General features: G+C 72.6%; 23 protein-coding genes. 13 read left to right on the top strand and 10 right to left on the bottom strand.

The genetic code is table 11. The features are described 5' to 3' along the window. Nucleotides 1-163: 163 nt before the first annotated feature. Together ABFY03_RS23515 and ABFY03_RS23510 are read left to right on the top strand one after the other, a co-directional pair. On the top strand, nucleotides 164-1,195 hold the full coding sequence (locus ABFY03_RS23515; RefSeq protein ID WP_346170777.1) for a glycosyltransferase family 2 protein: 1,032 nt from the start codon (nucleotides 164-166) through the stop codon (nucleotides 1,193-1,195). Beyond that, nucleotides 1,192-2,517: a polysialyltransferase family glycosyltransferase gene (locus ABFY03_RS23510; RefSeq protein ID WP_319010090.1), complete on the top strand. Its 1,326-nt coding sequence runs from the start codon at nucleotides 1,192-1,194 to the stop codon at nucleotides 2,515-2,517. The genes ABFY03_RS23515 and ABFY03_RS23510 overlap by 4 nt, the downstream gene beginning before the upstream one ends. Nucleotides 2,518-2,576: 59 nt before the next feature. On the opposite strand, the gene ABFY03_RS23505 is transcribed toward ABFY03_RS23510, so the two are convergent. Genes ABFY03_RS23505 through ABFY03_RS23495 form a run of 3 tightly spaced genes read right to left on the bottom strand, consistent with a single transcriptional unit; the run spans nucleotide 2,577 to nucleotide 5,731 of the window. Beyond that, the gene (locus ABFY03_RS23505) at nucleotides 2,577-3,398 is read right to left on the bottom strand and encodes a MerR family transcriptional regulator (RefSeq protein ID WP_346170776.1); all 822 of its coding nucleotides are present in this window, start codon (nucleotides 3,396-3,398) and stop codon (nucleotides 2,577-2,579) included. Nucleotides 3,399-3,435: 37 nt separating this feature from the next. Further along, on the bottom strand, nucleotides 3,436-4,092 hold the full coding sequence (gene leuE, locus ABFY03_RS23500; RefSeq protein ID WP_319010092.1) for a leucine efflux protein LeuE: 657 nt from the start codon (nucleotides 4,090-4,092) through the stop codon (nucleotides 3,436-3,438). Between the two features lie 58 nt (nucleotides 4,093-4,150). Then, nucleotides 4,151-5,731 (bottom strand): acyl-CoA mutase large subunit family protein, encoded by a 1,581-nt coding sequence (locus tag ABFY03_RS23495; RefSeq protein ID WP_319010093.1) that lies wholly within the window; start codon nucleotides 5,729-5,731, stop codon nucleotides 4,151-4,153. A 205-nt stretch (nucleotides 5,732-5,936) separates the two neighbouring features. On the opposite strand from ABFY03_RS23495, the gene ABFY03_RS23490 reads away from it, so the two are divergent. Beyond that, on the top strand, nucleotides 5,937-6,797 hold the full coding sequence (locus ABFY03_RS23490) for a L,D-transpeptidase family protein (protein ID WP_319010094.1): 861 nt from the start codon (nucleotides 5,937-5,939) through the stop codon (nucleotides 6,795-6,797). A 156-nt stretch (nucleotides 6,798-6,953) separates the two neighbouring features. Here ABFY03_RS23490 and ABFY03_RS23485 read toward each other — a convergent pair whose 3' ends face one another. Then, nucleotides 6,954-8,105: a hypothetical protein gene (locus ABFY03_RS23485; RefSeq protein ID WP_346170775.1), complete on the bottom strand. Its 1,152-nt coding sequence runs from the start codon at nucleotides 8,103-8,105 to the stop codon at nucleotides 6,954-6,956. Next, nucleotides 8,105-8,800 (bottom strand): RNA polymerase sigma factor, encoded by a 696-nt coding sequence (locus ABFY03_RS23480; RefSeq protein ID WP_319010096.1) that lies wholly within the window; start codon nucleotides 8,798-8,800, stop codon nucleotides 8,105-8,107. Before ABFY03_RS23480 ends, ABFY03_RS23485 begins: the two co-directional genes overlap by 1 nt. A 423-nt stretch (nucleotides 8,801-9,223) precedes the next feature. Here ABFY03_RS23480 and ABFY03_RS23475 point away from each other — a divergent pair, with 423 nt between their 5' ends. Beyond that, on the top strand, nucleotides 9,224-9,970 hold the full coding sequence (locus ABFY03_RS23475; RefSeq protein WP_346170774.1) for a Clp protease N-terminal domain-containing protein: 747 nt from the start codon (nucleotides 9,224-9,226) through the stop codon (nucleotides 9,968-9,970). A 3-nt stretch (nucleotides 9,971-9,973) separates the two neighbouring features. On the opposite strand, the gene ABFY03_RS23470 is transcribed toward ABFY03_RS23475, so the two are convergent. The 3 genes from ABFY03_RS23470 to ABFY03_RS23460 all read right to left on the bottom strand — a co-directional run bounded on the left by ABFY03_RS23470 (nucleotide 9,974) and on the right by ABFY03_RS23460 (nucleotide 12,949). After that, nucleotides 9,974-10,504 (bottom strand): hypothetical protein, encoded by a 531-nt coding sequence (locus ABFY03_RS23470; RefSeq protein ID WP_319010098.1) that lies wholly within the window; start codon nucleotides 10,502-10,504, stop codon nucleotides 9,974-9,976. A gap of 66 nt (nucleotides 10,505-10,570) precedes the next feature. After that, nucleotides 10,571-11,206 (bottom strand): DUF4328 domain-containing protein, encoded by a 636-nt coding sequence (locus ABFY03_RS23465; protein ID WP_346170773.1) that lies wholly within the window; start codon nucleotides 11,204-11,206, stop codon nucleotides 10,571-10,573. Between the two features lie 105 nt (nucleotides 11,207-11,311). Then, entirely contained in the window at nucleotides 11,312-12,949 is a 1,638-nt protein-coding gene (locus tag ABFY03_RS23460) for a beta-N-acetylhexosaminidase (protein WP_346170772.1), read from the bottom strand. A 162-nt stretch (nucleotides 12,950-13,111) separates the two neighbouring features. Here ABFY03_RS23460 and ABFY03_RS23455 point away from each other — a divergent pair, with 162 nt between their 5' ends. From ABFY03_RS23455 to ABFY03_RS23435, 5 genes are all read left to right on the top strand, one after another. Next, nucleotides 13,112-13,726, top strand: a complete 615-nt coding sequence (locus ABFY03_RS23455) for a 2-oxo-4-hydroxy-4-carboxy-5-ureidoimidazoline decarboxylase (RefSeq protein ID WP_386723626.1) — start codon at nucleotides 13,112-13,114, stop codon at nucleotides 13,724-13,726. A 193-nt stretch (nucleotides 13,727-13,919) separates the two neighbouring features. Then, nucleotides 13,920-14,300: a succinate dehydrogenase, cytochrome b556 subunit gene (gene sdhC / locus ABFY03_RS23450; RefSeq protein ID WP_015035721.1), complete on the top strand. Its 381-nt coding sequence runs from the start codon at nucleotides 13,920-13,922 to the stop codon at nucleotides 14,298-14,300. Between the two features lie 8 nt (nucleotides 14,301-14,308). After that, entirely contained in the window at nucleotides 14,309-14,782 is a 474-nt protein-coding gene (locus ABFY03_RS23445; protein ID WP_031009103.1) for a succinate dehydrogenase hydrophobic membrane anchor subunit, read from the top strand. A gap of 24 nt (nucleotides 14,783-14,806) precedes the next feature. Next, nucleotides 14,807-16,561, top strand: coding sequence for a succinate dehydrogenase flavoprotein subunit (gene sdhA, locus ABFY03_RS23440; protein WP_319010101.1), 1,755 nt, complete (start codon nucleotides 14,807-14,809; stop codon nucleotides 16,559-16,561). Next, nucleotides 16,561-17,319 (top strand): succinate dehydrogenase iron-sulfur subunit, encoded by a 759-nt coding sequence (locus ABFY03_RS23435; RefSeq protein WP_319010102.1) that lies wholly within the window; start codon nucleotides 16,561-16,563, stop codon nucleotides 17,317-17,319. Before sdhA ends, ABFY03_RS23435 begins: the two co-directional genes overlap by 1 nt. A 67-nt stretch (nucleotides 17,320-17,386) precedes the next feature. Here ABFY03_RS23435 and ABFY03_RS23430 read toward each other — a convergent pair whose 3' ends face one another. Next, complete coding sequence (locus ABFY03_RS23430; RefSeq protein WP_346170771.1) at nucleotides 17,387-17,926, bottom strand: MarR family winged helix-turn-helix transcriptional regulator; 540 nt, start codon at nucleotides 17,924-17,926, stop codon at nucleotides 17,387-17,389. Nucleotides 17,927-18,011: 85 nt separating this feature from the next. Here ABFY03_RS23430 and ABFY03_RS23425 point away from each other — a divergent pair, with 85 nt between their 5' ends. Beyond that, complete coding sequence (locus ABFY03_RS23425; protein WP_319010104.1) at nucleotides 18,012-19,226, top strand: MFS transporter; 1,215 nt, start codon at nucleotides 18,012-18,014, stop codon at nucleotides 19,224-19,226. Here ABFY03_RS23425 and ABFY03_RS23420 read toward each other — a convergent pair whose 3' ends face one another. Next, nucleotides 19,227-20,015 carry an alpha/beta fold hydrolase gene (locus ABFY03_RS23420; RefSeq protein ID WP_346170770.1) on the bottom strand — a complete coding sequence of 263 codons (789 nt, stop codon included), beginning with the start codon at nucleotides 20,013-20,015 and terminating at the stop codon, nucleotides 19,227-19,229. A gap of 125 nt (nucleotides 20,016-20,140) precedes the next feature. Here ABFY03_RS23420 and ABFY03_RS23415 point away from each other — a divergent pair, with 125 nt between their 5' ends. Genes ABFY03_RS23415 through ABFY03_RS23405 form a run of 3 tightly spaced genes read left to right on the top strand, consistent with a single transcriptional unit; the run spans nucleotide 20,141 to nucleotide 21,808 of the window. Next, nucleotides 20,141-20,575 (top strand): hypothetical protein, encoded by a 435-nt coding sequence (locus ABFY03_RS23415; RefSeq protein WP_319010106.1) that lies wholly within the window; start codon nucleotides 20,141-20,143, stop codon nucleotides 20,573-20,575. Between the two features lie 5 nt (nucleotides 20,576-20,580). Next, nucleotides 20,581-21,003 carry a thiol-disulfide oxidoreductase DCC family protein gene (locus tag ABFY03_RS23410; protein ID WP_346170769.1) on the top strand — a complete coding sequence of 141 codons (423 nt, stop codon included), beginning with the start codon at nucleotides 20,581-20,583 and terminating at the stop codon, nucleotides 21,001-21,003. A 10-nt stretch (nucleotides 21,004-21,013) separates the two neighbouring features. Further along, a complete protein-coding gene (locus ABFY03_RS23405; RefSeq protein WP_319010108.1) occupies nucleotides 21,014-21,808 on the top strand; it encodes a TetR/AcrR family transcriptional regulator in 795 nt (264 codons plus the stop codon). Nucleotides 21,809-21,814: the final 6 nt, after the last annotated feature.

The following is a 21,814-nucleotide window of genomic DNA, read 5'->3' as shown; positions in this document are numbered from 1 at the left end:
GTGAACAGCACCTCTCCGTGATCTGAAGCGGCCCGGGATTCAGCAGTTGGACGGCCCGAAATCCCCTCGGGTAAAGGCGGTTAATCAGCCCGCCGCTTCGTGTTCACCGAAAATCCCCCGGACGGTCGGCGGGGCGGCCGGGCGGCCGCCTAGCGTCGGCCGCGTGGTCAAGCTCTCCGTCGTCGTGCCGTTCTTCAACGTGCAGACATACGCCCCCGACACCCTCGCCAGTCTGCGCGCCAACGCCCGCGACGACTTCGAGTTCCTCCTCGTCGACGACTGCTCGTCCGACGACACCCCGGAGATCCTCGAACGGGCCGTACGCGAACTGCCCGGCGCCCGCCTGATCCGGCACGAGCGCAACGAGGGCCTGGCGACCGCCCGCAACACCGGCCTCGACGCCGCCCGCGGCGAGTACGTCGCCTTCCTCGACGGCGACGACTGGCTCTCCCCCGGCTACTACGGCCGGCTGGTCGCGGCCGCCGAGGACCTCGGCTGCGACTTCCTGCGCACCGACCACACCTCGGTCACCGGCCGCGCCCGCTCCGTCCGCCGGGTGCCCGTCCCGCGCCGCGCCGAGGTCCTCGACCCGCGCGAGGCGATCCTCCCCGCCCACCGCACCACCTCCGTCGACTACCCCTTCGCCTGGGCCGGCATCTACCACCGCCGGCTCCTCGACCGCGGCCTGCTGCACTTCCCGCACGGCCTGCGCACCGCCGAGGACCGGCCGTGGATCTGGCGGCTGCACCGCGAGGCGGAATCCTTCGCCGCCATCGGCGAACTCGGCGTCTTCTACCGGCGCGGAGTGGCGACCTCGCTCACCCAGATCGGCGACGTCCGGCAATTGGATTTCATCCGCGCATTCGACCTCGTCATCGAGGAGACCGCGAAGGACCGGGAAGCCGACCGCTTTCTCCCGAAAGCCGTCCGCACCTATTGCGCGGTGATCGCCCATCACATCGGATCCATCGAGAAGTTCGAACCCGACGTGGCCCGGCAGCTGAAGGCGATGAGCGCCGGCGCGCTGCGCCGGATGCCGCAGGACGTCCTCGACCAGGCGCTGACCGCGATGGGCGGCGACCGGGCCGCGGTCCTGCGCAAGCTGCGCCGCCGGCGCCCCGCGCCCCCGCCGCCGGCCCCGCCGGGCGGCCGCGGCCCGGCCGCCGGCACGACCCCCTCGGAGGTGGCCGCGTGAGCGAGCGCCGTACGACCCAGATCTTCGCCGCGTCCACCCTCTACGGCGCGGTCACCCTGGCCGCCGCCATAGACAGCGGCTGCTTCGGCACCGCCGCCCGGCGGATCCTCCTCGTCACCCACAACGCGCCCGTCCCCGAGACCACCCCGGCCTTCGACGCGTCCGAGGGCTTCGACCGGATCCGCGACCGCTTCGACGAGGTGGTCTCCTGGAACGAGACGATCTCCCCGCTCCACCCCGGCGGCTGGACCCCGCGCGGCCAGGACGTGCCGATGCTCCAGCGCCACCTCCACAAGCTGTGGGGACTCGGCGACGACCGGATCGAACTGGTCCTGGAGTCCATCCAGGTCACCCCCGCCCTCGCCGTCGCCACCCTCCTCCCGGAGGCGGCCATCACCGTCTACGCGGACGGCCTGATGAGCTACGGGCCGACCCGCAACAAGATCGACCCGCTGATCGGCGGCCGTGCCGCCCGCCTCCTCCACCTCGACCTGGTGCCCGGCCTGCGGCCGCTGCTGCTCGGCGAGTTCGGCGCGGTGCCGGAGACCGTCCCGGTGGAGGCGTTCACCAAGGCCGTCGCGGAACTGGCCGGCACCGACGCCCCGGCCGGCGCCGGCGAGGGCCCCGCGCTGCTCCTCGGCCAGTACCTGGCCGCGCTCCACCTGATGACGACCGCCGAGGAGGAGGAGCTGCACCTGAGCATGGTGCGCGGCGCGGTCGCCCGCGGCCACCGCCGGCTCGTCTTCAAGCCGCACCCCACCGCCCCCGACTCCTGGACGGCCGCGCTGGCCGAGGAGGCGGCCCGGCTCGGCGCCGAACTCACCGTGGAGACCCGCCCGGTGCTCGCCGAGGTGCTCTACCGGGAGCTGCGGCCGGCGCTGGTCGTCGGCTGCTTCTCGACGGCGCTGATGACCGCCCGCACCTTCTACGGCCTGCCGGTCGCCCGGGTCGGCACCCGGGAGCTGCTCCAGCGGCTCACCCCGTTCCAGAACAGCAACCGGATCCCGCTGACGGTCGTCGACGCGGTCCTCCCGCCGCTGGTCCCCGGCCCGGAGGACGAGGAGCCGGTGACGGACGCCGCCCGCCTCGACGACCTGGTCGCCGCGGTCGGCTTCGCGATGCAGCCGAACATAAGGGCCGACCTGCGGGAGGCGGCCGTACGCCACCTCTCCGGGCCGTACGCCGAGCGCACCCGGCACCACTTCACCCGCCGCCGGCTCACCGTCCTCGACCTGCCGGGCGGCCTGCCGGTCCCCCGCCACCCGAGGGTCCGCCGCCTGGCCCGCCGGGCGCTGCGGCTGCGCAAGGCGCTGCTGAAGTAGCCCCCGCGTCCCCCCGAGACGGGGCCCGGGACCTGTGCGGAGGTCCCGGGCCCTCGCGGTCACGGGCGGCTGATCGGCTCCTGGAGCTCGGTCACCCACCCGGCCCGGTCCTCCGGGCACTCCAGATAGAGCTCACGGGCGTAGTGCCTCGCCTCGTACCCGTTCGTCTCGATCCACCGGGCCAGGTTCTGCGCGGTCGGCATGATGTCGTCCATCGAGCCCCGGTGCACGATGGTCGCCGCCTCCTCGATCCCCGGCAGCACGTGCACGAGCACGCCCTCGACCGCGGTCCCCTCGGGCACGGTCATCCCCGCGTGCACCAGCACCGACCCGTCCCCCCGGCCCGCGTCCTCGTAGTACGCGAGCCCCGGCCCGAAACCGGTCACCCCCGCGGCCTCCAGCCGGCCGCACAGCTCCTCGTACAGCGGCCCGATGACGGGCGTGATGTCCTCCGGCCCGAAGCTCGCGGCGACCGCGCTCAGCTCGGCGATCCGCACGGCGGGGATCTTCTTGACGACGACGTCCTGTGTGGACATGCGTCCCTCGCTCTCGATGGCTCGGAGCCGCGCACCGACCTGGGCGAGCCGGGCCCGCGCCGCCTCCAGCGCCGCCACCAGCTCGGCCTGGCGCAACCGCAGCATCCCGCGCAGCTCCTCCACGCCGATCTCGTCCCCGAGGATGGCCCCCACCTGTTCCAGGGTGAAGCCGAGGTCCTTGAGCGCGATGACGCGGTTGAGCCGCGCGAGCTGGTCCGCCGAGTAGAAGCGGTACCCGCTGCGCGGGTCGACATGGGCCGGGCGCAGCAGTCCGATGGCGTCGTAGTGGCGCAGCATCCGGACCGACACCCGCCCGTGCCGGGCGAAGTCTCCGATGGTCAACATGACGACCCCTACGGAACGGCCTCACACGGTGTGAGGGTCAAGCGGCGCTGCTGAGCGACAGTTTCACCGCGAAGCCGAGGAAGAGGGCGCCGGCGGCGGAGGTGGCGCCGGCGGAGAGGCGCCTACGGCGGCGGAAGGCGGCGGCGAGGCGGGTGCCGCCGAAGATGAGGGTCGTGAGGTAGAGGAAGCTGCCGAGCTGGAGCAGGGTGCCGAGGACCAGGAAGGAGAGCGCCGGGTACGCGTAGGAGGGGTCCACGAACTGCACGAAGAAGGAGATCAGGAAGAGGATCGCCTTCGGGTTGAAGAGGCTGATGATCAGCGCCCGGCGGTAGGGGTGCTCGGACGGTCCCGCGTCCGGCGCGTCGGCGGTCTCGGCGACGGCCTCGTGCCGGGTGCGCCACATGGCGAGGGCGGCGCGCAGCATGCCGTACGCCATCCAGGCGAGGTAGCCCGCGCCCGCGTACTTCACGACCATGAAGAGGAGCGGGGTGGTCTGGAGCAGCGAGGCGGCGCCGAGGGCGGCCAGGGTCATCAGGATCGTGTCGCCGGTGAAGACGCCGGCGGCGGCCTTGTATCCGGTCCGGGTGCCCTTGCGGGCGGCGACGGACAGCACGTACAGCGAGTTCGGCCCCGGCAGGAGGATGATGAGGACGAGCCCGGCGAGGTAGGTCGGCAGATCGGTGACACCCAGCATGAAGCGGAGTGTCGCACACCGGTACGACACTCCGCTTCGGGTTTCGGCGGGCGGACGATCAGAAGACGTCGCTGGGCACGTAGGTGCCCCAGACCTCGCGGAGGGCGTCGCAGACCTCGCCGACGGTGGCGCGGGCCTTGAGCGCGTCCTTCATCGGGTAGAGGACGTTGTCCGTGCCCTCGGCGGCCTTCTTCAGGGCGGTCAGGGCCGCGTCGACGGCGGGCTGGTCGCGCTCGGCGCGCAGCCTGGCGAGGCGTTCGGCCTGCTGGGCCTCGATGGCCGGGTCGACGCGGAGCGGCTCGTAGGGCTCCTCGACGTCGATCGTGTAGCGGTTGACGCCGACGACGACCCGCTCGCCGGAGTCGGTCTCCTGCGCGATGCGGTAGGCGGAGCGCTCGATCTCGTTCTTCTGGAAGCCGCGCTCGATGGCGTTGACGGCGCCGCCCATCTCCTCGACCTTGGCCATCAGCTCCAGGGCGGCGGCCTCGACGTCGTCGGTCATCTTCTCGACGACGTACGAGCCGGCGAAGGGGTCGACGGTGGCGGTGACGTCGGTCTCGTACGCGAGGACCTGCTGGGTGCGCAGGGCGAGGCGGGCGGACTTGTCCGTCGGCAGGGCGATGGCCTCGTCGAAGGAGTTCGTGTGCAGCGACTGCGTGCCGCCGAGGACGGCGGCGAGGCCCTGGACGGCGACGCGGACCAGGTTGACCTCGGGCTGCTGCGCGGTGAGCTGCACGCCGGCGGTCTGGGTGTGGAAGCGGAGCATCAGCGACTTGGGGTTCTTGGCGCCGAACTCCTCCTTCATGACCCGGGCCCAGATCCGGCGGGCGGCGCGGAACTTCGCGACCTCCTCCAGGATCGTCGTGCGGGCCACGAAGAAGAAGGAGAGCCGGGGCGCGAAGTCGTCGACGTCCATGCCGGCCGCGACGGCGGTGCGGACGTACTCGATGCCGTCGGCGAGGGTGAACGCGATCTCCTGCGCGGGCGAGGCGCCGGCCTCGGCCATGTGGTAGCCGGAGATCGAGATCGTGTTCCACTTCGGGATCTCGGCCTTGCAGTACTTGAAGATGTCCGCGATCAGGCGGAGGGAGGGCTTCGGCGGGAAGATGTACGTGCCCCGCGCGATGTACTCCTTCAGCACGTCGTTCTGGATCGTGCCGGTCAGCTTGTCGGCGGGGACGCCCTGCTCCTCGCCCACCAGCTGGTACATCAGCAGGAGGAGCGAGGCGGGGGCGTTGATCGTCATCGACGTGGAGACCTTGTCGAGCGGGATGCCGTCGAAGAGGACCCGCATGTCGTCGACCGAGTCGATCGCCACGCCGACCTTGCCGACCTCGCCGTGCGCGATCGCCGCGTCCGAGTCGTGGCCCATCTGGGTGGGCAGGTCGAAGGCGACCGAGAGGCCCATCGTGCCGTTGTCGATCAGCTGCTTGTAGCGGGCGTTCGACTCGACGGCGGTGCCGAAGCCGGCGTACTGCCGCATGGTCCAGGGGCGGCCCGTGTACATGGACGGGTACACGCCGCGGGTGAAGGGGTACGCCCCGGGCTCCCCCAGCTTCTCGGCCGGATCCCAGCCCTCCAGGGCGTCCGGTCCGTACACCGGCTCGATGGGCAGTCCCGACTCCGACTCGCGCGCCATTGCTTGTGCCTCCCGATTGACCTGCTGCCGCTCATACTCGGCGGTACCGACCCTCGCGACGGACTGTAGCCGTGGGCGTGCGGCCCGGTGGAGAGCAGCACGCTGGGACCTTGCTCACAGCATGAGCGCTTGCTCGCACAGGTGCGCAACCACGGGGGCGCGGGAAGCATCCCTATGGACACAGTTCATCTCCCGGGGGGCAACCATGAAGCGTTCTTCCGCCATACGCAGAGCCGTTCTCGCGACGGCCGCCGTCGCGCTCGCCGTCACCGGCTGTACGGCCCAGGCGGCCGGCGGCGGGGGCGGGGCGTCGACGGCGCCGACGACCGTGCCGACGGCCACGTCCGGTGACGGGAAGCCGTCCTCGCCCGCCCCGACGTCCGCGCCTCCCACGTCGGCGCCCGCCACCTCCTCGCCCGCTCCGGAGCCCTCGGCGAAGGTGCTGATGAAGGACGGCGACGAGAGCGAGCAGGTGCGGGAGCTCCAGGCACGGCTGCGCCAGCTGGACTACTTCGACCGGGCGCCGACGGGTTTCTACGGGTCGATCACGGCGAAGGCGGTCTCGGGCTTCCAGCGGAAGCGGGGGCTGCCCGCGACGGGGTCGGTGGACGAGACGACGTGGCAGCGGCTGCTCGGCATGACGAAGAAGCCGACGGCGGACGAGCTGAAGCCGTCCACCACCAACAAGCTGGACGCGCCGGACGCGCGCTGCATGACCGGCCGGGTGCTCTGCATCAGCAAGGAGAGCCGGACGCTGGCGTGGATGATCGACGGCCGGGTGGTCTCGTCGATGGACGTGCGCTTCGGTTCGGAGAACACGCCGACGCGTGAGGGCGTCTTCGCGGTGGGCTGGAAGGCCAAGGACTGGACGTCGACGATCTACCACACGCCGATGCCGTACGCGATGTTCTTCAGCGGCGGCCAGGCGGTGCACTACTCGGCGGACTTCGCGGCGCGCGGCTACAACGGGGCCTCGCACGGCTGCGTGAACGTCCGGGACCGGGCGAAGATCGCGGCCCTCTTCGACCAGGTGAAGGTGGGCGACAAGGTCGTCGTCCACTGGTAGCGGACGGGGAGGGAAGAAGGGGCGCGGGTGGGACCGGGGGAACGTGTCCCACCCGCGCCGGGTGCGCGGAGCCGTAGGTACGGGGGGAACCCCGGCTCTCTGCGCGGCCGATGACCAGTCGGCTCACTCAGTACTGCGCCGACGGGCCCGAAAGTGTCACACCCCCGGTTCGGGAGCTCCCGCCGGGCAGAGCGCGAGGGCCTCGGCGGGCGCCCCGGCCATGGTCTCCACCCGGGTTTCGGCGCGGGCGCCGGCCTGCGTCTCGGCCCGCGTGCCGGTCTTCGCCCTGGGCTTGGCCTTGGGGCGGTCCTTCGGGTCGGGGCGGTCCTGGCCGCGCCTGCGGCTGGTGTCGCCGGGGGTGGGGACGGTGCCGTGGGAGAGGTCCGGCGCGTTCCCGTCCTCGTCCTTGGCGTCGCCGTCCTTCTCCTTGTCGCCGCCGGAACCGCCGGAACCGGTGGAACCGCCGGTCTCGGCGGCGCCGGTGGAGGCGGAGTCGTCCGCGCGGCCGCCGAGGAGCCGGTCGCAGTAGACCCGCAGGGTCTCGCCGGTGCGCAGGGCGGTGGAGAGCCGGCGGCGGCCGGCCTCGTCGAGGCGGCCGGAGCGGTAGTCGCGGCAGGCCGCGATCGCGACCTCGCCGGCGTCGCCGCCGCGGGCCGTGGCGGTGGGGTCGGCGGGGTCGCGGTCGGTGCGGTCCTCGCCGCCGGGGGTCGCGCCGGGCGCCGGGCTCCCGGTGCCGTCGTGCGGCCCGGCGGTGGGGCTCGTGCCGGGCGAGGGCGTGCCGGAGGGGTGGCCGGGGTCCGGGCCGCGGGAGGGGTCGCCGTGCCGTTCGACGCCGGAGGTGGGTTCGCCCGGGTCGGTCGGGGTGGCGGTCTCCGCTGCGGTGACCGTACGGGACGGTTCCTTGTCGACCAGCGGCAGGACGCCGGTCCCGGCGGCGACGGCGACGCCCCCGACGGTGACGGCGGCGAGCGCGGCGGCCAGCCCGTACCGCAGGGAGCGGCCCCACCGCCGGCCGGGGCCGGGGGCGGGCGCGAGCCGGACCCGTCCGAGGTCGGCGGGGGCGGCGGACGCGGACGCGGCGGCGGAGGCGCGGGCGGCGGAGGCGGTGCGGAAGGCCGCGAGGGCGGCCTCCTCCCCGGCGAGCGGGGCGCCGGGGGCGGGTGCGGTGGCGGCGCGGGCCGCGTCGAGGGCCTCGGCGAGGGCCGCCGCCCGGGTGCGGGCCGACGGGTCGACGGGGTCGACGGGCTCGCCGCGGAGCAGCCGCTCCGCGGCCTCCGGGTCGAGCCACTGGTACCGCTCGTCGGCCATCACATGTCCTTCTGCGTACGCGGACGCCAATGCGTCACACCGCCGGGGGCTATGAACCCCGGGTTACGGCCGCGCTGGGGTGGCACGCCGTCGAGCGCCTGGCCGCCGTCGGCGGCCTCCTCGTCCGGTTCCGGGCCGGCCGTGCCGTCGACGCCGAGGAGTTCGGCGAGCTTCTTCAGTCCGCGGTGGGCGGCGGTGCGGACGGCGCCGGGGCGCTTGCCGAGGGCTTCCGCGGCGCTCTTGGCGTCGAGGCCGACGACGACGCGGAGGACCACGGCCTCGGCCTGGTCCTGCGGGAGCCGGGCGATCAGGGCGAGGGTGTCACCGGTGGCCAGGGCCTCCAGGGCCTCGCCCGCGGTGTCGGAGTCGGCGGGCTTGTCGGTCAGTTCGGTCTCGTCGCCGCCGGAGGCGGGCCGGCGGCCGCGCATCCGGATGTGGTCGAGGGCGCGGTTGCGGGCGATCCGGGCCGCCCAGCCGCGGAAGCGGTCCGCGTCACCGCTGAAGCGGTCGAGGTCGCGGGCGATCTGGAGCCAGGACTCCGAGGTGACGTCCTCGGCGTCGGCGTCTCCGACCAGTGTGCGCATGTAGCCCAGCAGACGGGGATGCACGGCGCGGTACACAGTCCGGAAGGCGTCCTCGTCCCCGTTCTGCGCAGCGAGCACCGCGGCCGTCAGCTCCGCGTCGTCCCCCAGCACTCCCCAAACCCTGTCCGTCGGTCGCCTTCTGCGCGCGCGTCAGTACGTCGGCCGCGTCGTCGGGGCTGGTCATCGCCGCCGATTCCGCCTCGCGCTCCAGCAAACTACGTCGAGTGCGGGGGTCCCGTCCACGTGGTACGCGCACCTTGTGCAACTTGCAACCTTCGCTCCCCGGGCGGGTGGTGTGACAGAAACCGCACCACCGGCGCTGTATGGAGTACGGAGCCGTGCTGCGGCTCCGTGGATGACGACCGGGGCCTCTCCTGTGGGGGGTGGCGGCCCCGGTCGTCTCCCTTTTTTTGGCCTTCGGCCGCCCGGTTTCTCCCATCTTCAGGCGATACGACACATCACTCGAAAGAGGTCACCACCGAGGACTGTCAACCACTCGTTGACAGTGAAGGACTGTCAACCTAAGGTTGCCTCATGACGCAGCCCATGGTTCCGAACGTCAGCATCCGTCTCGACGAACTCATCGAAGCGATCAAGAAGGTCCACCCGGACACGCTGGACCAGCTCTCCGGCGCGGTCATCGCGGCCGACTACCTCGGCGAGGTCGCCGACCACCTCATCGGCCACTTCGTCGACCAGGCCCGCCGCTCCGGCGCCTCCTGGACCGACATCGGCCGCAGCATGGGCGTGACCCGCCAGGCCGCCCAGAAGCGGTTCGTCCCCAAGGACCCGGACACCGAGAAGATGGACCCGAACGCCGGGTTCGCCCGCTTCACCCCGCGCGCCCGCGCGGTGGTCGTCGCCGCGCAGAACGAGGCGATCGCCGCGCGGAACGACGAGACCGTCCCCGGCCACCTCGCGCTCGGCCTGCTCGCCGAGCCCGAGGGCCTCGCCGTCCTGTGGATCACCTCGCAGGGCGTCACCGCCGAGCAGCTGCGCGAGGCCGTCACGCCGACGCTGCCGCCGGCCGTCGAGGAGGTGCCGTCACTCGTCCCGTACGACGCGGCGGCGAAGAAGGTGCTCGAACTGACCTTCCGCGAGGCGCTCCGGCTCGGCCACAACTACGTCGGCACCGAGCACATCCTGCTCGCCCTCCTCGAACACGAGGACGGCGAGGGCGTACTGAGCGGCCTCGGCCTGGAGAAGGCGACCGCCGAGCGGCAGCTCTCCGAACTCGTCGCCTCCGCGTCGGTCGAGGTCACGGCCCCCGCCGAGGGCTGACCCTCAGGCGGTCCTGGCCCGGCGCGCGACCACCGCGCGCAGGACCCGGCCGCCCTCGACGGAGAGCTCACGGGCCCGGCGCAGTCCGGTCGGGCCGTGGGCGACCGCGTCCAGGACGGCCTGCTGGCGCCGGAGCTCACCGGCGTGCAGCGGGCCGTCCTCGGTCACGTCGAACAGGCGGTGCACGGCGAGGGCCACGGCGGAGCAGTGTCCGGCCCACTCCCGCAGGGGCCGCTCGGCCCACTCGGCGGGTACGCCGTCGAGCATCGCGCGGACCATGGTGACGGTCCCGCCGTCCTCGGCGGCCTCGCCGCCGGCGCCGTCCAGCTCGACCCGCGCCTTCGCGACGGCCTCGGCCCAGACGCCGCCGTCACCGCGCGCCACCGCCGCCCAGACCGGCCGGAGCGCCTCCGCGCGGTCGGGCGCGAGCAGCGGCAGGCACCGGTCCAGACAGGCGAGTCCGGCGGCGGCCAGGCCGCGCTCGTCGGCCCCCTCGATCCGTTCCAGCAGACTCCGACCCGTACTCGACGTCATGGACGCCTCCTCGCCACCCGATGCGGACGCTCTACGTCCACTTCTGCGCCGAAGGGCGCTTTCTCGTCACTTGGCGGCCGAAAGCATGCCAGTGGCCCTGGTGTGCTGCATAGAGGTGAGACGCCGGACGAAGAGGATGGCGAGGACACCGGCGGCCACGATGAAGCCGTATCCCGCCAGGGACCAGGTCGCCGCGGTGGTCAGCGCGTCCAGCGTCTCGGCCTGGTCGTAGAGCGAGCTGGACAGCCGGTCGAGCACCACTCCCACCACGAAACACGTCCACCAGGAGTTGAGCAGGGTGAGCTCCCGGGCGCCGTCGGCCGCGGACGGGTCCCGCCGGCTGGCCCGCCAGACCTCGACCGCGATCTGCCGCGGGATCCACAGGTTGGCGAGCGGGATGAACCAGGCGCCGATGGCCCAGCCCTCCGTCCGGGTCTGGCTGTCCGGGGCGAAGACCCCGGCGTTCTGCCGGACCCGGTGGAACCAGATGAGGAAGACGACGGCGGTCGCGATGCCGGTGAGGGCGAAGGCGAAGGCCGGCAGGGCCAGGCCCCCGGCCTCGATGCCGGCGAACGCCTCGGCGGCGGCGAGCGGGTCGGCGAGGAGCCACCCCTCGGTGCCCGCGCTCAGCAGACAGAGGAAGACGTCGACGCCCAGCAGGACGGTCACGGCCGTCGCCAGGCCGTGGGGATTGCGCAGCAAGAAGGTTCCCCCCAGGGACACGGATCTCAGGAACGCCCCTCCCCCGAGGGGCCGGGCCGGAACCTATGCCAGGGGGAAGCCTTCCGTCCAGGGAGAATCCGCAGGTCAGCCGCGTACCTTCGCCGCCAGCGCGCGGAAGTCGGCCCACGGGCGGGTCGGTGTGCGGGGGTCCCACACCTTCTGGGAGAGCGCCGCGAGCGGGAGGCGGATGCCGGCGGCGACCTGGTCCTGGGTCTGGGCGTTCGCGAGGTCGCACCAGACGGCGAACCGGGCGCCCTGGATCTGCGCGTCGTAGCGGGCCGGGACCGGGGTGGTGCCGCGGACGACCCGCGGGGTCCACTGCTCGTAGATGCGGCGGCCGGTCGGGTAGGTGAAGGCGTTGGGCTCGCCGAGCACGTAGTAGAGGTACTCGTCGTTGAGGTTGACCAGCCTGCGGCCCGCCTGGAGGTACGGGAGCGGGGTCCGGGCTCCGTACTCCTTGCCCGTCCAGTACTCGACCTCGATGTCCTTCGCCGCGCTCACGACGCCGCCGGCGAAGAAGCCGTCGTTCCACGCCTTGAGGGTCTTGCCGGTCGGGCGGACGGTCGCGGCGCGGTCGTTGAGCCAGTCGGTGGCCAGGTCCTGGACGCGGCCGGACGGCCCGTACGCCTTCCGTGCCGCCGCGGCGAGCTGCGGGTAGCTGGCCTCGGGGTCCTTCGCCATGAGCGCCACGTACTCGTCGGCGCCCAGGTGCCAGTAGGCGCCGGGGAAGAGGGCGGCGAACTCGCGCAGCAGGTCGTCGACGATCCGGGCCGCGTCCGGGTCGGAGATGTCGACGGCGCCGCGCGGCGTGCGGCCGGTCGCGCTGACCAGCTGGAGGTCGGGGTGGGCGGCGATGACCGCGCCGAGGTGCCCGGGCGAGTCGATCTCGGGGACGACGGTGATGTGCCGGCTCGCGGCGAGCGCGAGGATCCGGCGGACCTCCGCCTTGGTGAGGTGCTGCTTCGAGACGACCTCGGGGTGCGAGTCGGACTCGATCCGGAAGCCCTGGTCGTCGGAGAAGTGCAGACCGAGCTGGTTGAGCTTGAGGTCGCCCATCTCCCGGATGCGGTCCTCCAGCCACTCGGCGGTGAAGTGCTTGCGGGCGATGTCGACGTTGAGCCCGCGCTGCGGCTTGGCCGGCCGGTCGGTGACGGTGCCCTCGGGCATCGACCCGGCCGACCTGACGGACTGCTTGAGGGTGCGGGTGCCGTAGAAGACGCCGGCCTCGTCGGGGCCGGTGACGCGGACCCGGCCGTCCTTCACGGTGAGCGTGTACGACTCGGGGGCGCCCTGCCCGCCGAGCGCCAGCTCGACGTCGCCGGGGCCCGCGGCGGCCTCGCCCCGGTAGCGCAGGCCCAGCTCCCCGGCGAGCAGCCGGCCCTCGTCGGCGAGGCCCGCGCTGTCCGCGCCGAGCACCACGCCGGCGGTCGCGGCGGGCTTCCAGCCCGGGCCGCGGGCGGGCTCGTGGGAGCGGACGGCGGGGACCGTGCGGGGGGCGGTGGAGAGCGGGTACGTCCGGGTGGGCGTGGGGCTGGGGGTGGGCGTGCGGGTGGGGGACGGCTTCGCGGCCGTGGTCCCCGGGGACGTGCCGCCGGGCGGGGCCGGGGAGGGGGAGCCCGCACCGGACGGGGAGCCGTTCGAACAGGCCGCCACGGCGGTCAGGGCCACCGCGGCCGCCAGGAGTGCCGGGCCGCGCAGGGGGCCCCGTGGGAAGTGCCGCATCACACGGCATCCTCCCGCACCCGCGGCGGACCGGCCAATCGTCCCGCCCCGGATCCTCACCCGGCCGCACGGAACGTCCACGTCCATCCGACGTTCCCAAACTCTCCCGTCCGGGTGAAATTCGCGCACCCGTCGGACACTTCCCCCGTCCCGTCGATAACGTTGCGTCACGCCCACCCCTTTCGTCCCGCCGTCCCGGAGCCCACGCTGACCAGCGACACCCACGCCCCCTGCCGCACCCCGGCTCCGGCGGACGCGCCTGCCATACCCGCCCAGAAGTCCCCCGCCGGCCCGCGCGGCCCGCTGCTGCTCAACGCGGCGGCCCCCGCCGACGCGGTCCGGCTGCTGCTCTCCTGCTGCCACAGCCGGCGCTGGGCCGAGCGGATCGCCGCCCACCGGCCCTACCCCACGGTGGACGCCCTGCTGGCCGCCGCCGAGGAGGCCGGATACGACCTGACCGGCGCCGATCTCGACGAGGCGCTGGCCGCGGAGTCCTCCGCGCTGCCGCACCCGGACGCGCCACCGGCCGCCCGGACCGCGCTGCGCGCCGCGCACGCCGCGTACGAGAGCCGGTTCGGCCACGCGTTCGTCATCAGCCTGGACGGAGTGCGGCCGGGCGAGCGTCTGGACGCCGTCCTGGCCGGAATCCGGTCACGTCTCGGCAACGAACCGGAGGAGGAACGGGCCGTCGCGGCCGACGAACTGCGCCGGCTCGCGCGCTCCCGGCTCGCCTTCACGCTCGCCCAGGGGCTCACCCACCACCACCAGGACCTGTGATTCTGCGCGGAACGGCCCGATTGCGCCGCGGACAGTAGTCCGTCCGTGCCTGTTTGATCACACTGACGGACCCCGCGCGAGCGAACCGACAAGTCGTCGCTACGATGACCGGGGCCGGTGGACCGTACCCGGCCGGGCCAGACCGACAGAGAAGCCGGCCGGGCCCCGATCCCCGCTCCCGGAGGGTTTTTCCGTGCCGGCTGGAACGCTGTACCGCGGCCGGGAAGGAATGTGGTCCTGGGTGGCTCATCGAGTCACCGGCGTCCTCATCTTCTTCTTCCTGTTCGTACACGTGCTGGACACCGCTCTCGTCCGCGTCTCCCCCGAGGCGTACGACGAGGTCGTCGCGACCTACAAGACGCCGATCGTCGCTCTTCTGGAGTACGGCCTGGTCGCCGCCATCCTCTTCCACGCGCTGAACGGCCTCCGGGTCATCGCCGTGGACTTCTGGTCCAAGGGCCCGCGCTACCAGAAGCAGATGCTCTGGACCGTCGTGGGCATCTGGGTCGTGCTGATGGCGGGTTCGCTGTACCCCGTCCTCGGCCACGCCGCACGTGAACTGTTCGGGAGCTGACGCCGCGCATGTCTGCTGACACCACTTCCGCGATCGGTCCCGTCGAGGGCGCCTCCTACGACGTGGACAACCCGGCCCCGTACATCGAGGCCCCCCGCAAGCGCACGGGCAAGACCCCGCGCGCGACCCGCGGCAACTTCGAGATGGCCGCGTGGCTCTTCATGCGCCTCTCGGGCGTCGTCCTCGTGGTCCTCGTCCTCGGCCACCTGCTGATCCAGCTCTTCCTGGACGGCGGCGTCTCCAAGATCGGCTTCGCCTTCGTGGCCGGCCGCTGGGCGTCCCCGTTCTGGCAGGTCTGGGACCTGCTGATGCTGTGGCTCGCCATGCTGCACGGCGCCAACGGCCTCCGTACCGTCATCAACGACTACGCGGAGCGCCCCAACACGCGCCTGTGGCTCAAGGGCCTGCTGTACACCGCCACGGTGTTCACCATCCTTCTGGGCACGCTGGTGATCTTCACCTTCGACCCGAACATCCGCTAGGCACGGGGCTGAGGTAACCACGCCATGAAGATCCACAAGTACGACACCGTCATCGTCGGCGCCGGCGGCGCCGGCATGCGCGCCGCCATCGAGGCGACGAAGCGCAGCCGCACCGCCGTGCTGACGAAGCTCTACCCCACCCGCTCCCACACGGGCGCCGCGCAGGGCGGCATGGCCGCCGCGCTGGCCAACGTGGAGGAGGACAACTGGGAGTGGCACACCTTCGACACGGTCAAGGGCGGTGACTACCTGGTCGACCAGGACGCCGCCGAGATCCTGGCGAAGGAGGCCATCGACGCCGTCCTCGACCTGGAGAAGATGGGCCTGCCGTTCAACCGGACCCCGGACGGCACCATCGACCAGCGCCGCTTCGGCGGCCACTCCCGCAACCACGGCGAGGCCCCGGTCCGCCGGTCCTGCTACGCCGCGGACCGCACCGGCCACATGATCCTCCAGACGCTGTACCAGAACTGCGTCAAGGAGGGCGTGGAGTTCTTCAACGAGTTCTACGTCCTGGACCAGCTGATCACCGAGGTCGACGGGGTCAAGCACTCCGCCGGCGTCGTCGCCTACGAGCTGGCCACCGGCGAGATCCACATCTTCCAGGCGAAGGCGGTCATCTACGCCTCCGGCGGCACCGGCAAGTTCTTCAAGGTGACCTCCAACGCCCACACCCTGACCGGTGACGGCCAGGCCGCCTGCTACCGCCGCGGCCTGCCCCTGGAGGACATGGAGTTCTTCCAGTTCCACCCGACGGGCATCTGGCGCATGGGCATCCTGCTGACGGAGGGCGCCCGCGGTGAGGGCGGCATCCTCCGCAACAAGGACGGCGAGCGCTTCATGGAGAAGTACGCGCCGGTCATGAAGGACCTCGCGTCCCGTGACGTCGTCTCCCGCTCCATCTACACGGAGATCCGCGAGGGCCGCGGCTGCGGTCCCGAGGGCGACCACGTCTACCTGGACCTGACGCACCTCCCGCCGGAGCAGCTGGACGCCAAGCTCCCGGACATCACCGAGTTCGCCCGTACGTACCTCGGCATCGAGCCGTACACGGACCCGATCCCGATCCAGCCCACCGCGCACTACGCCATGGGCGGCATCCCGACCAACGTCGAGGGTGAGGTCCTGTCGGACAACACCACCGTCGTCCCGGGCCTGTACGCGGCCGGCGAGGTCGCCTGCGTGTCGGTGCACGGCGCCAACCGCCTCGGCACCAACTCGCTGCTCGACATCAACGTCTTCGGGCGCCGCGCGGGCATCGCCGCCGCCGAGTACTCCCACAAGCACGACTACGTCGAGCTGCCGGAGAACCCGGAGTCCCTGGTCGTCGAGCAGATCGAGAAGCTGCGCAACTCCACGGGCAGCGAGCGGGTCGCCGACCTGCGCCGCGAGCTCCAGGAGACGATGGACGCCAACGTGATGGTGTTCCGCACGGAGCAGACCATCAAGACGGCCGTCGAGAAGATCGCCGAGCTGCGCGAGCGCTACAAGAACGTGTCCATCCAGGACAAGGGCAAGCGCTTCAACACCGACCTCCTGGAGGCCATCGAGCTGGGCAACCTGCTCGAACTGGCCGAGGTCATGGCCGTCTCGGCCCTGGCGCGCAAGGAGTCCCGCGGCGGTCACTACCGCGAGGACTACCCCAACCGCGACGACGTCAACTTCATGCGCCACACGATGGCGTACCGCGAGGTCGGCGAGGACGGCTCCGAGACCGTGCGTCTCGACTACAAGCCGGTCGTCACGACCCGCTACCAGCCGATGGAGCGTAAGTACTGATGGCTACCCCCGTTCTGGACAAGGTGGAGAAGGAATCCGCCGCCTCGCCGTACATCACGGTCACCTTCCGGATCCGCCGCTTCAACCCCGAGGTCTCGGACGCGGTGGTCTGGGAGGACTTCCAGGTCGAGATCGACCCGAAGGAGCGTGTGCTCGACGGTCTCCACAAGATCAAGTGGGACCTGGACGGCACGCTCACCTTCCGTCGCTCCTGCGCGCACGGCATCTGCGGTTCCGACGCCATGCGGATCAACGGCAAGAACCGTCTCGCCTGCAAGACGCTGATCAAGGACCTCAACCCCGAGAAGCCGATCACGGTCGAGCCCATCAAGGGCCTCACCGTGATGAAGGACCTCGTGGTCGACATGGAGCCCTTCTTCCAGGCGTACCGCGACGTCATGCCGTTCCTCGTCACCAAGGGGAACGAGCCGACCCGCGAGCGCCTGCAGTCCGCCGAGGACCGCGAGCGCTTCGACGACACCACCAAGTGCATCCTGTGCGCCGCGTGCACGTCGTCCTGCCCGGTCTTCTGGAACGACGGCCAGTACTTCGGTCCGGCCGCGATCGTCAACGCGCACCGCTTCATCTTCGACTCGCGTGACGAGGCGGGCGAGCAGCGCTTGGAGATCCTGAACGACAAGGACGGCGTGTGGCGCTGCCGCACCACGTTCAACTGCACGGACGCCTGCCCGCGTGGCATCGAGATCACCAAGGCGATCCAGGAAGTGAAGCGCGCGCTGATCACGCGTCGCTTCTGACCTCCGCGGTACGCGGCAGGGCCCCGTCTCCTCCGGGAGGCGGGGCCTTCGCCGTCTGCCGGGCCCGTCAGCCGTGCCAGTGCGGGGTGGCCCGGTCCGCCTCCGCGGCGAGCATGACGCGGCGGAGCAGGTCGTTGAGGGTGGTGCGCTCGGCGGGGGTGAGGACGCCGAGGAGGCGCTCCTCCTCGTGGCCGAGGACGTCCATGGCGCCGAGCCAGGTGGTGCGGCCCTCGTCGGTGAGGCCGACGACGACCCGGCGGCGGTCGGTGGTGGAGGGGGTGCGCCGGACGAGTCCGCGCTTCTCCAGGGCGTCGAGGCGGCCGGTGACCGAGGCGGGGGCCAGGTCGAGGTCCTGGGCCAGTTCGGAGGGGGCGGCGGAGCCGCCGCGGCCGGCCAGTTTGTGCAGGGTCTCGAACTCGTGGCGTTCGAGGTCGAAGTCGACGAGGGACTGCTCGCGGACCCGGCGGAGGTGGACCGAGAGCTTCTTCATCCGGGTGACCGCGCCTTCGACGACGGGGTCGAGATCGGGCAGCACGGGCTGCCAGCGGGCCACGTGGCCGTCGGTCCAGTCCTGCTCCTGGGGCGCTGCGGGGTCCGGCTGGTTCATGGGGTGATCGTACGTGCGGGTCGTGGCCCGGCCCCGCATCGATATTTCGTTGCCGAATTATTCGGCACCGAAATACCCTGCGGTCATGCCGCCTGCCGCCACCGCCCCGCGAGCCGTCCGCCACCCGCTCCGCACCCGGTCCTTCCGCCTGCTCTTCACCGGCCGGGTGCTCTCGCTCACCGGCGACGCCGTCATCCCCACCGCCCTCGCCCTCGCCGTCCTGGAGGCCACCGGCTCCACCGGCGCGCTCGCGCTGGTGCTCGCGGCCGCGATGGTGCCGAAACTGCTGCTGCTGCCGGTCGGCGGCGTGCTCGCCGACCGCTTCGACGCCCGGACCATCGCCCTCGCCATGGACCTCGTCCGCTGCGCCGCCCAGCTCCTCGTGGGCCTCCAGCTCCTCGGCGGCAGCCCCACCCTGTGGCTGATCGCCACCGCCTCGGCCGTCGGCGGCGCCGCCGGGGCCTTCGCCATGCCGACCGGCTCCCCGCTGGTGAAGGGGTCCGTCGCGCCCGAGGCCCTCGCCCGCGCCAACGCCGCCATGGGGATCGCGAACAGCGCCACGCGCGTGTGCGGCCCCGCGCTCGCCGGCGCGCTCGTCCTCACCGTCGGCCCCGGCTGGGCCTTCGTCCTCGACGCCGTCTCCTTCGCGGTCAGCGCCGCGCTCCTGGCCGCCCTGCGGATCGACCGGGTGCCGCTCCCCCGCCGTTCCTTCACAGCCGACCTGCGCGAGGGCTGGCGGGAGGTCAGGAACCGCGACTGGTACTGGACCAGCCTCGTCGCGCACAGCGCCTGGAACGGCGCCGCCGCCGTCCTCATGACCCTCGGCCCCGCGATCGCCGTCGACCGGCTCGGCGGCGCCGGCACCTGGGTGCTGCTGCTCCAGACCGGCGCGGTGGGACTGCTGGCCGGCTCGCTCCTCGCCGACCGCCTGAAGCCCTCCCGCCCCGTCCTCACCGCCAACCTCGCCCTCGCGAGCTACGCGCTGCCGCTGCTCCTGCTCGCCGCGGAGGCCCCCGCCCCGGCCGTCATCGCCGCGTACGGGCTCGCGCAGGCCGGACTCGGCTTCCTCTCCCCCGTCTGGGACACGGTCGTCCAGCGCGCCGTCCCCGAGCAGGTCCTGGCCCGGGTGGTCTCGTACGACTGGCTCCTCTCGCTGGCCGCGATGCCCGTCGGCTACGCCCTGGCGCCCCTCGCGGCCGACGCCTGGGGCCCGGGCGTCCCCCTGGTCGCGGCGGCCGTCCTGGTCGGCGGCTGCTGCCTCGCGACGGCCCTGGTACCGGGGGTGCGGAGCGTGCGCTGATCAGCGCCCGGCCGCGGCGGGGGCGCCGAGTTCGGCGAGGTGGTCCAGGAGGAGTCGGAGGGTCTCCTCGGGGCGCTCCAGGGGAGGCAGGTGGCCGGCCCAGTCGAGTTCGACGCGGCGGGCGGCCGGGAGGAGGGCGGCGGTCTTCCCGGCGATGGCGCGGAAGTCGGGGACGTCGTGGGCGCCGGAGACGACGAGGGCGGGCACCGCGATGGTCCTGAGGTCGTCCTCGGTGACGCCGGAGGGCCGGGCGCCGTGCTCGTCGGGGACGCCGAGCTGGAGCTCGAAGGCGCGGCGCTGCATGGTGTGGACGAGGGCGCGGGCCGCGTCGCCGGCGTCGGGGCCGAGCCACAGCTCGACGTTGAGGGCGGTGGCGGCGTCCAGGTCGCCGGCGTCGAGGAGGGCCTCCTCGCGGGCGAAGAAGGCGCGGAGTTCGGGTCCGGCCGCGTGGTCGACGGGTGCGGCGGCGCAGAGCAGGGTCAGCCCGGCGACCCGCTCGGGGTGACGGACGGCGACCTCCAGGGCGACCTCGCCGCCGAAGGAGGAGCCGACGAGGACGGCCCGCTCGACGCCGAGGTGGTCGAGGAGGTCGCGTACGTCGTCGGCGTGGACGTGCGGTGCGTCGGCGGGGGTCTCGCCGAAGCCGCGGAGGTCGCAGCGGACGACGTGGTGCCCGGCCTCGGCGAGGGCGTGGAACTGCCCGTCCCACATCCGGCGGTCGCAGACCCCGGAGTGCAGCAGGACGACGGTCTGGGGGCCGGTGCCGGCCGTGTCATGAGAGAGCGTCACCCGCGTGACTCTAGGCGGCCCGGACCCCGCGGGCCACCCCTTTCGACCCCGGACTTGAACACGTTCAAGAGCAGGTCTACAGTCATGCCTGCCAGCATTTGAACGCGTTCAAAGGAGCGTGGGGCATGGACCTCACTGTCGTCGCGTACATCGCCTACCTGCTGATCAGCGTGGCCCTGACCATCTGGGTCGCCCGCACCCTCAGCCGTAACGGAAGGGTCTTCCTCTCCGACGTGCTGCACGGGAACGAGAAGCTCGCGGACGCCGTCAACCACCTCCTGGTGGTCGGCTTCTACCTCGTCAACTTCGGCTTCGTCGCCCTGTACCTGAGCCAGGACGCGGCCGTCCTCGACGCCCGGGCGCTCTTCGAGGCCCTCTCCGTCAAGCTCGGCGTCGTCCTGCTCGTCCTCGGCGTGATGCACCTCGGCAACGTCTACGTGCTCAACAAGATCCGCCGCCGCGGCGTCATGGAGCGCGAGCAGGTCCCGCCCGTCGCCCCGCAGGGCTGGACCGCGGCCCCCAAGAACGGCCCGTGGGCCCCGCCCGCGCCGCAGGCGTGACCACCGTGTCGACCCCCACGACCCCCGTGGGACGGCTGACCGTGCTGTACGACGCGGAGTGCCCGCTCTGCGTCCACCTGCGGCACCGGCTCATGCGCCGGCTGCAGCTCGTCCCGCTCGACCTCGTCCCGGCCGGCTCGCAGCGGGCCCGGCAGCTCTTCCCCGACCTCGACCACGCCGCCACCCTGCGGGAGATCACCGTGGTCGGGGACCGGGGCCAGGTCTACCGGGCCTCGGCCGCCTGGATCGTCTGCCTCTGGGCGCTGGCCGAGCACCGGGCCACCGCCCACCGGCTCGCCACCCCCGCCGGGCAGCCCCTCGCCCGCGCCGCCGTCCTCGCCGCCGCGAAGTGGAGGGAGGCGCTCAGGGATCCGGAGGGCTCCGGCTGCGAGGACGGGCGCTGCGACGTGCCCGGTCCGCCCGGCTAGGCTCGGCCCCGTGAAGGACGCGAAGGAAGAGAAGAAGGCCCCGGACGCCGCCGGGGCCCCGGCCGCTCGGAAGGCCCCGGACGCTCCGAAGGCCCCGAAGAGCGAGCAGACCCGGACGCTCATCCTGGAGACCGCGCTGCGGCTCTTCCGGGAGCGGGGGTACGACAAGACCACCATGCGGGCGATCGCCCAGGAGGCCGGGGTCTCGGTCGGGAACGCCTACTACTACTTCGCGTCCAAGGAGCACCTGGTCCAGGGCTTCTACGACCGGATCGCCGAGGAGCACCAGGCGGCGGTCCGGCCCGTCCTGGAGGGCGGCGAGAAGGAACTGGTCGCCCGCATCAGGGGCGTCCTCCTCGCCTGGCTCGACATCGCCGAGCCGTACCACGAGTTCGCGGCCCAGTTCTTCAAGAACGCGGCCGACCCGGACAGCCCGCTGTCGCCCTTCTCGCCCGAGTCGGAGGGACCGCGCGAGGCCGCCATCGAGGTGCACCGCCGGGTGATCTCCGGCGCCTCGGTGAAGGTCGACCCCGAGCTCTCCGAGGCCCTGCCGCAGCTGCTGTGGCTCCAGCAGATGGGCCTGGTGCTGTTCTGGGTGTACGACCGCTCCGAGGGCGCCGCCAACAGCCGGCGGCTCGTGGAGCGGCTGGCGCCGGTGACCGCGCGGGCCATCGCGCTCTCCCGCTTCCGGATCCTGCGCCCGCTGGTCAAGGAGACCCACGAACTGCTCGCCGACTTCATGCCGACGGCGGCCGGGATGGCGGCGTCGGGGCGGCCCCGCAGGACCGCGCCGAAGAAGGACTGACCGCGT

This window comes from Streptomyces roseofulvus (assembly GCF_039534915.1).
In the GTDB taxonomy this organism is placed as follows: domain Bacteria; phylum Actinomycetota; class Actinomycetes; order Streptomycetales; family Streptomycetaceae; genus Streptomyces; species Streptomyces roseofulvus.
The sequence above is the reverse complement of the archived record's forward strand: the minus strand, read 5'-3'. Positions and strand labels throughout refer to the sequence as shown.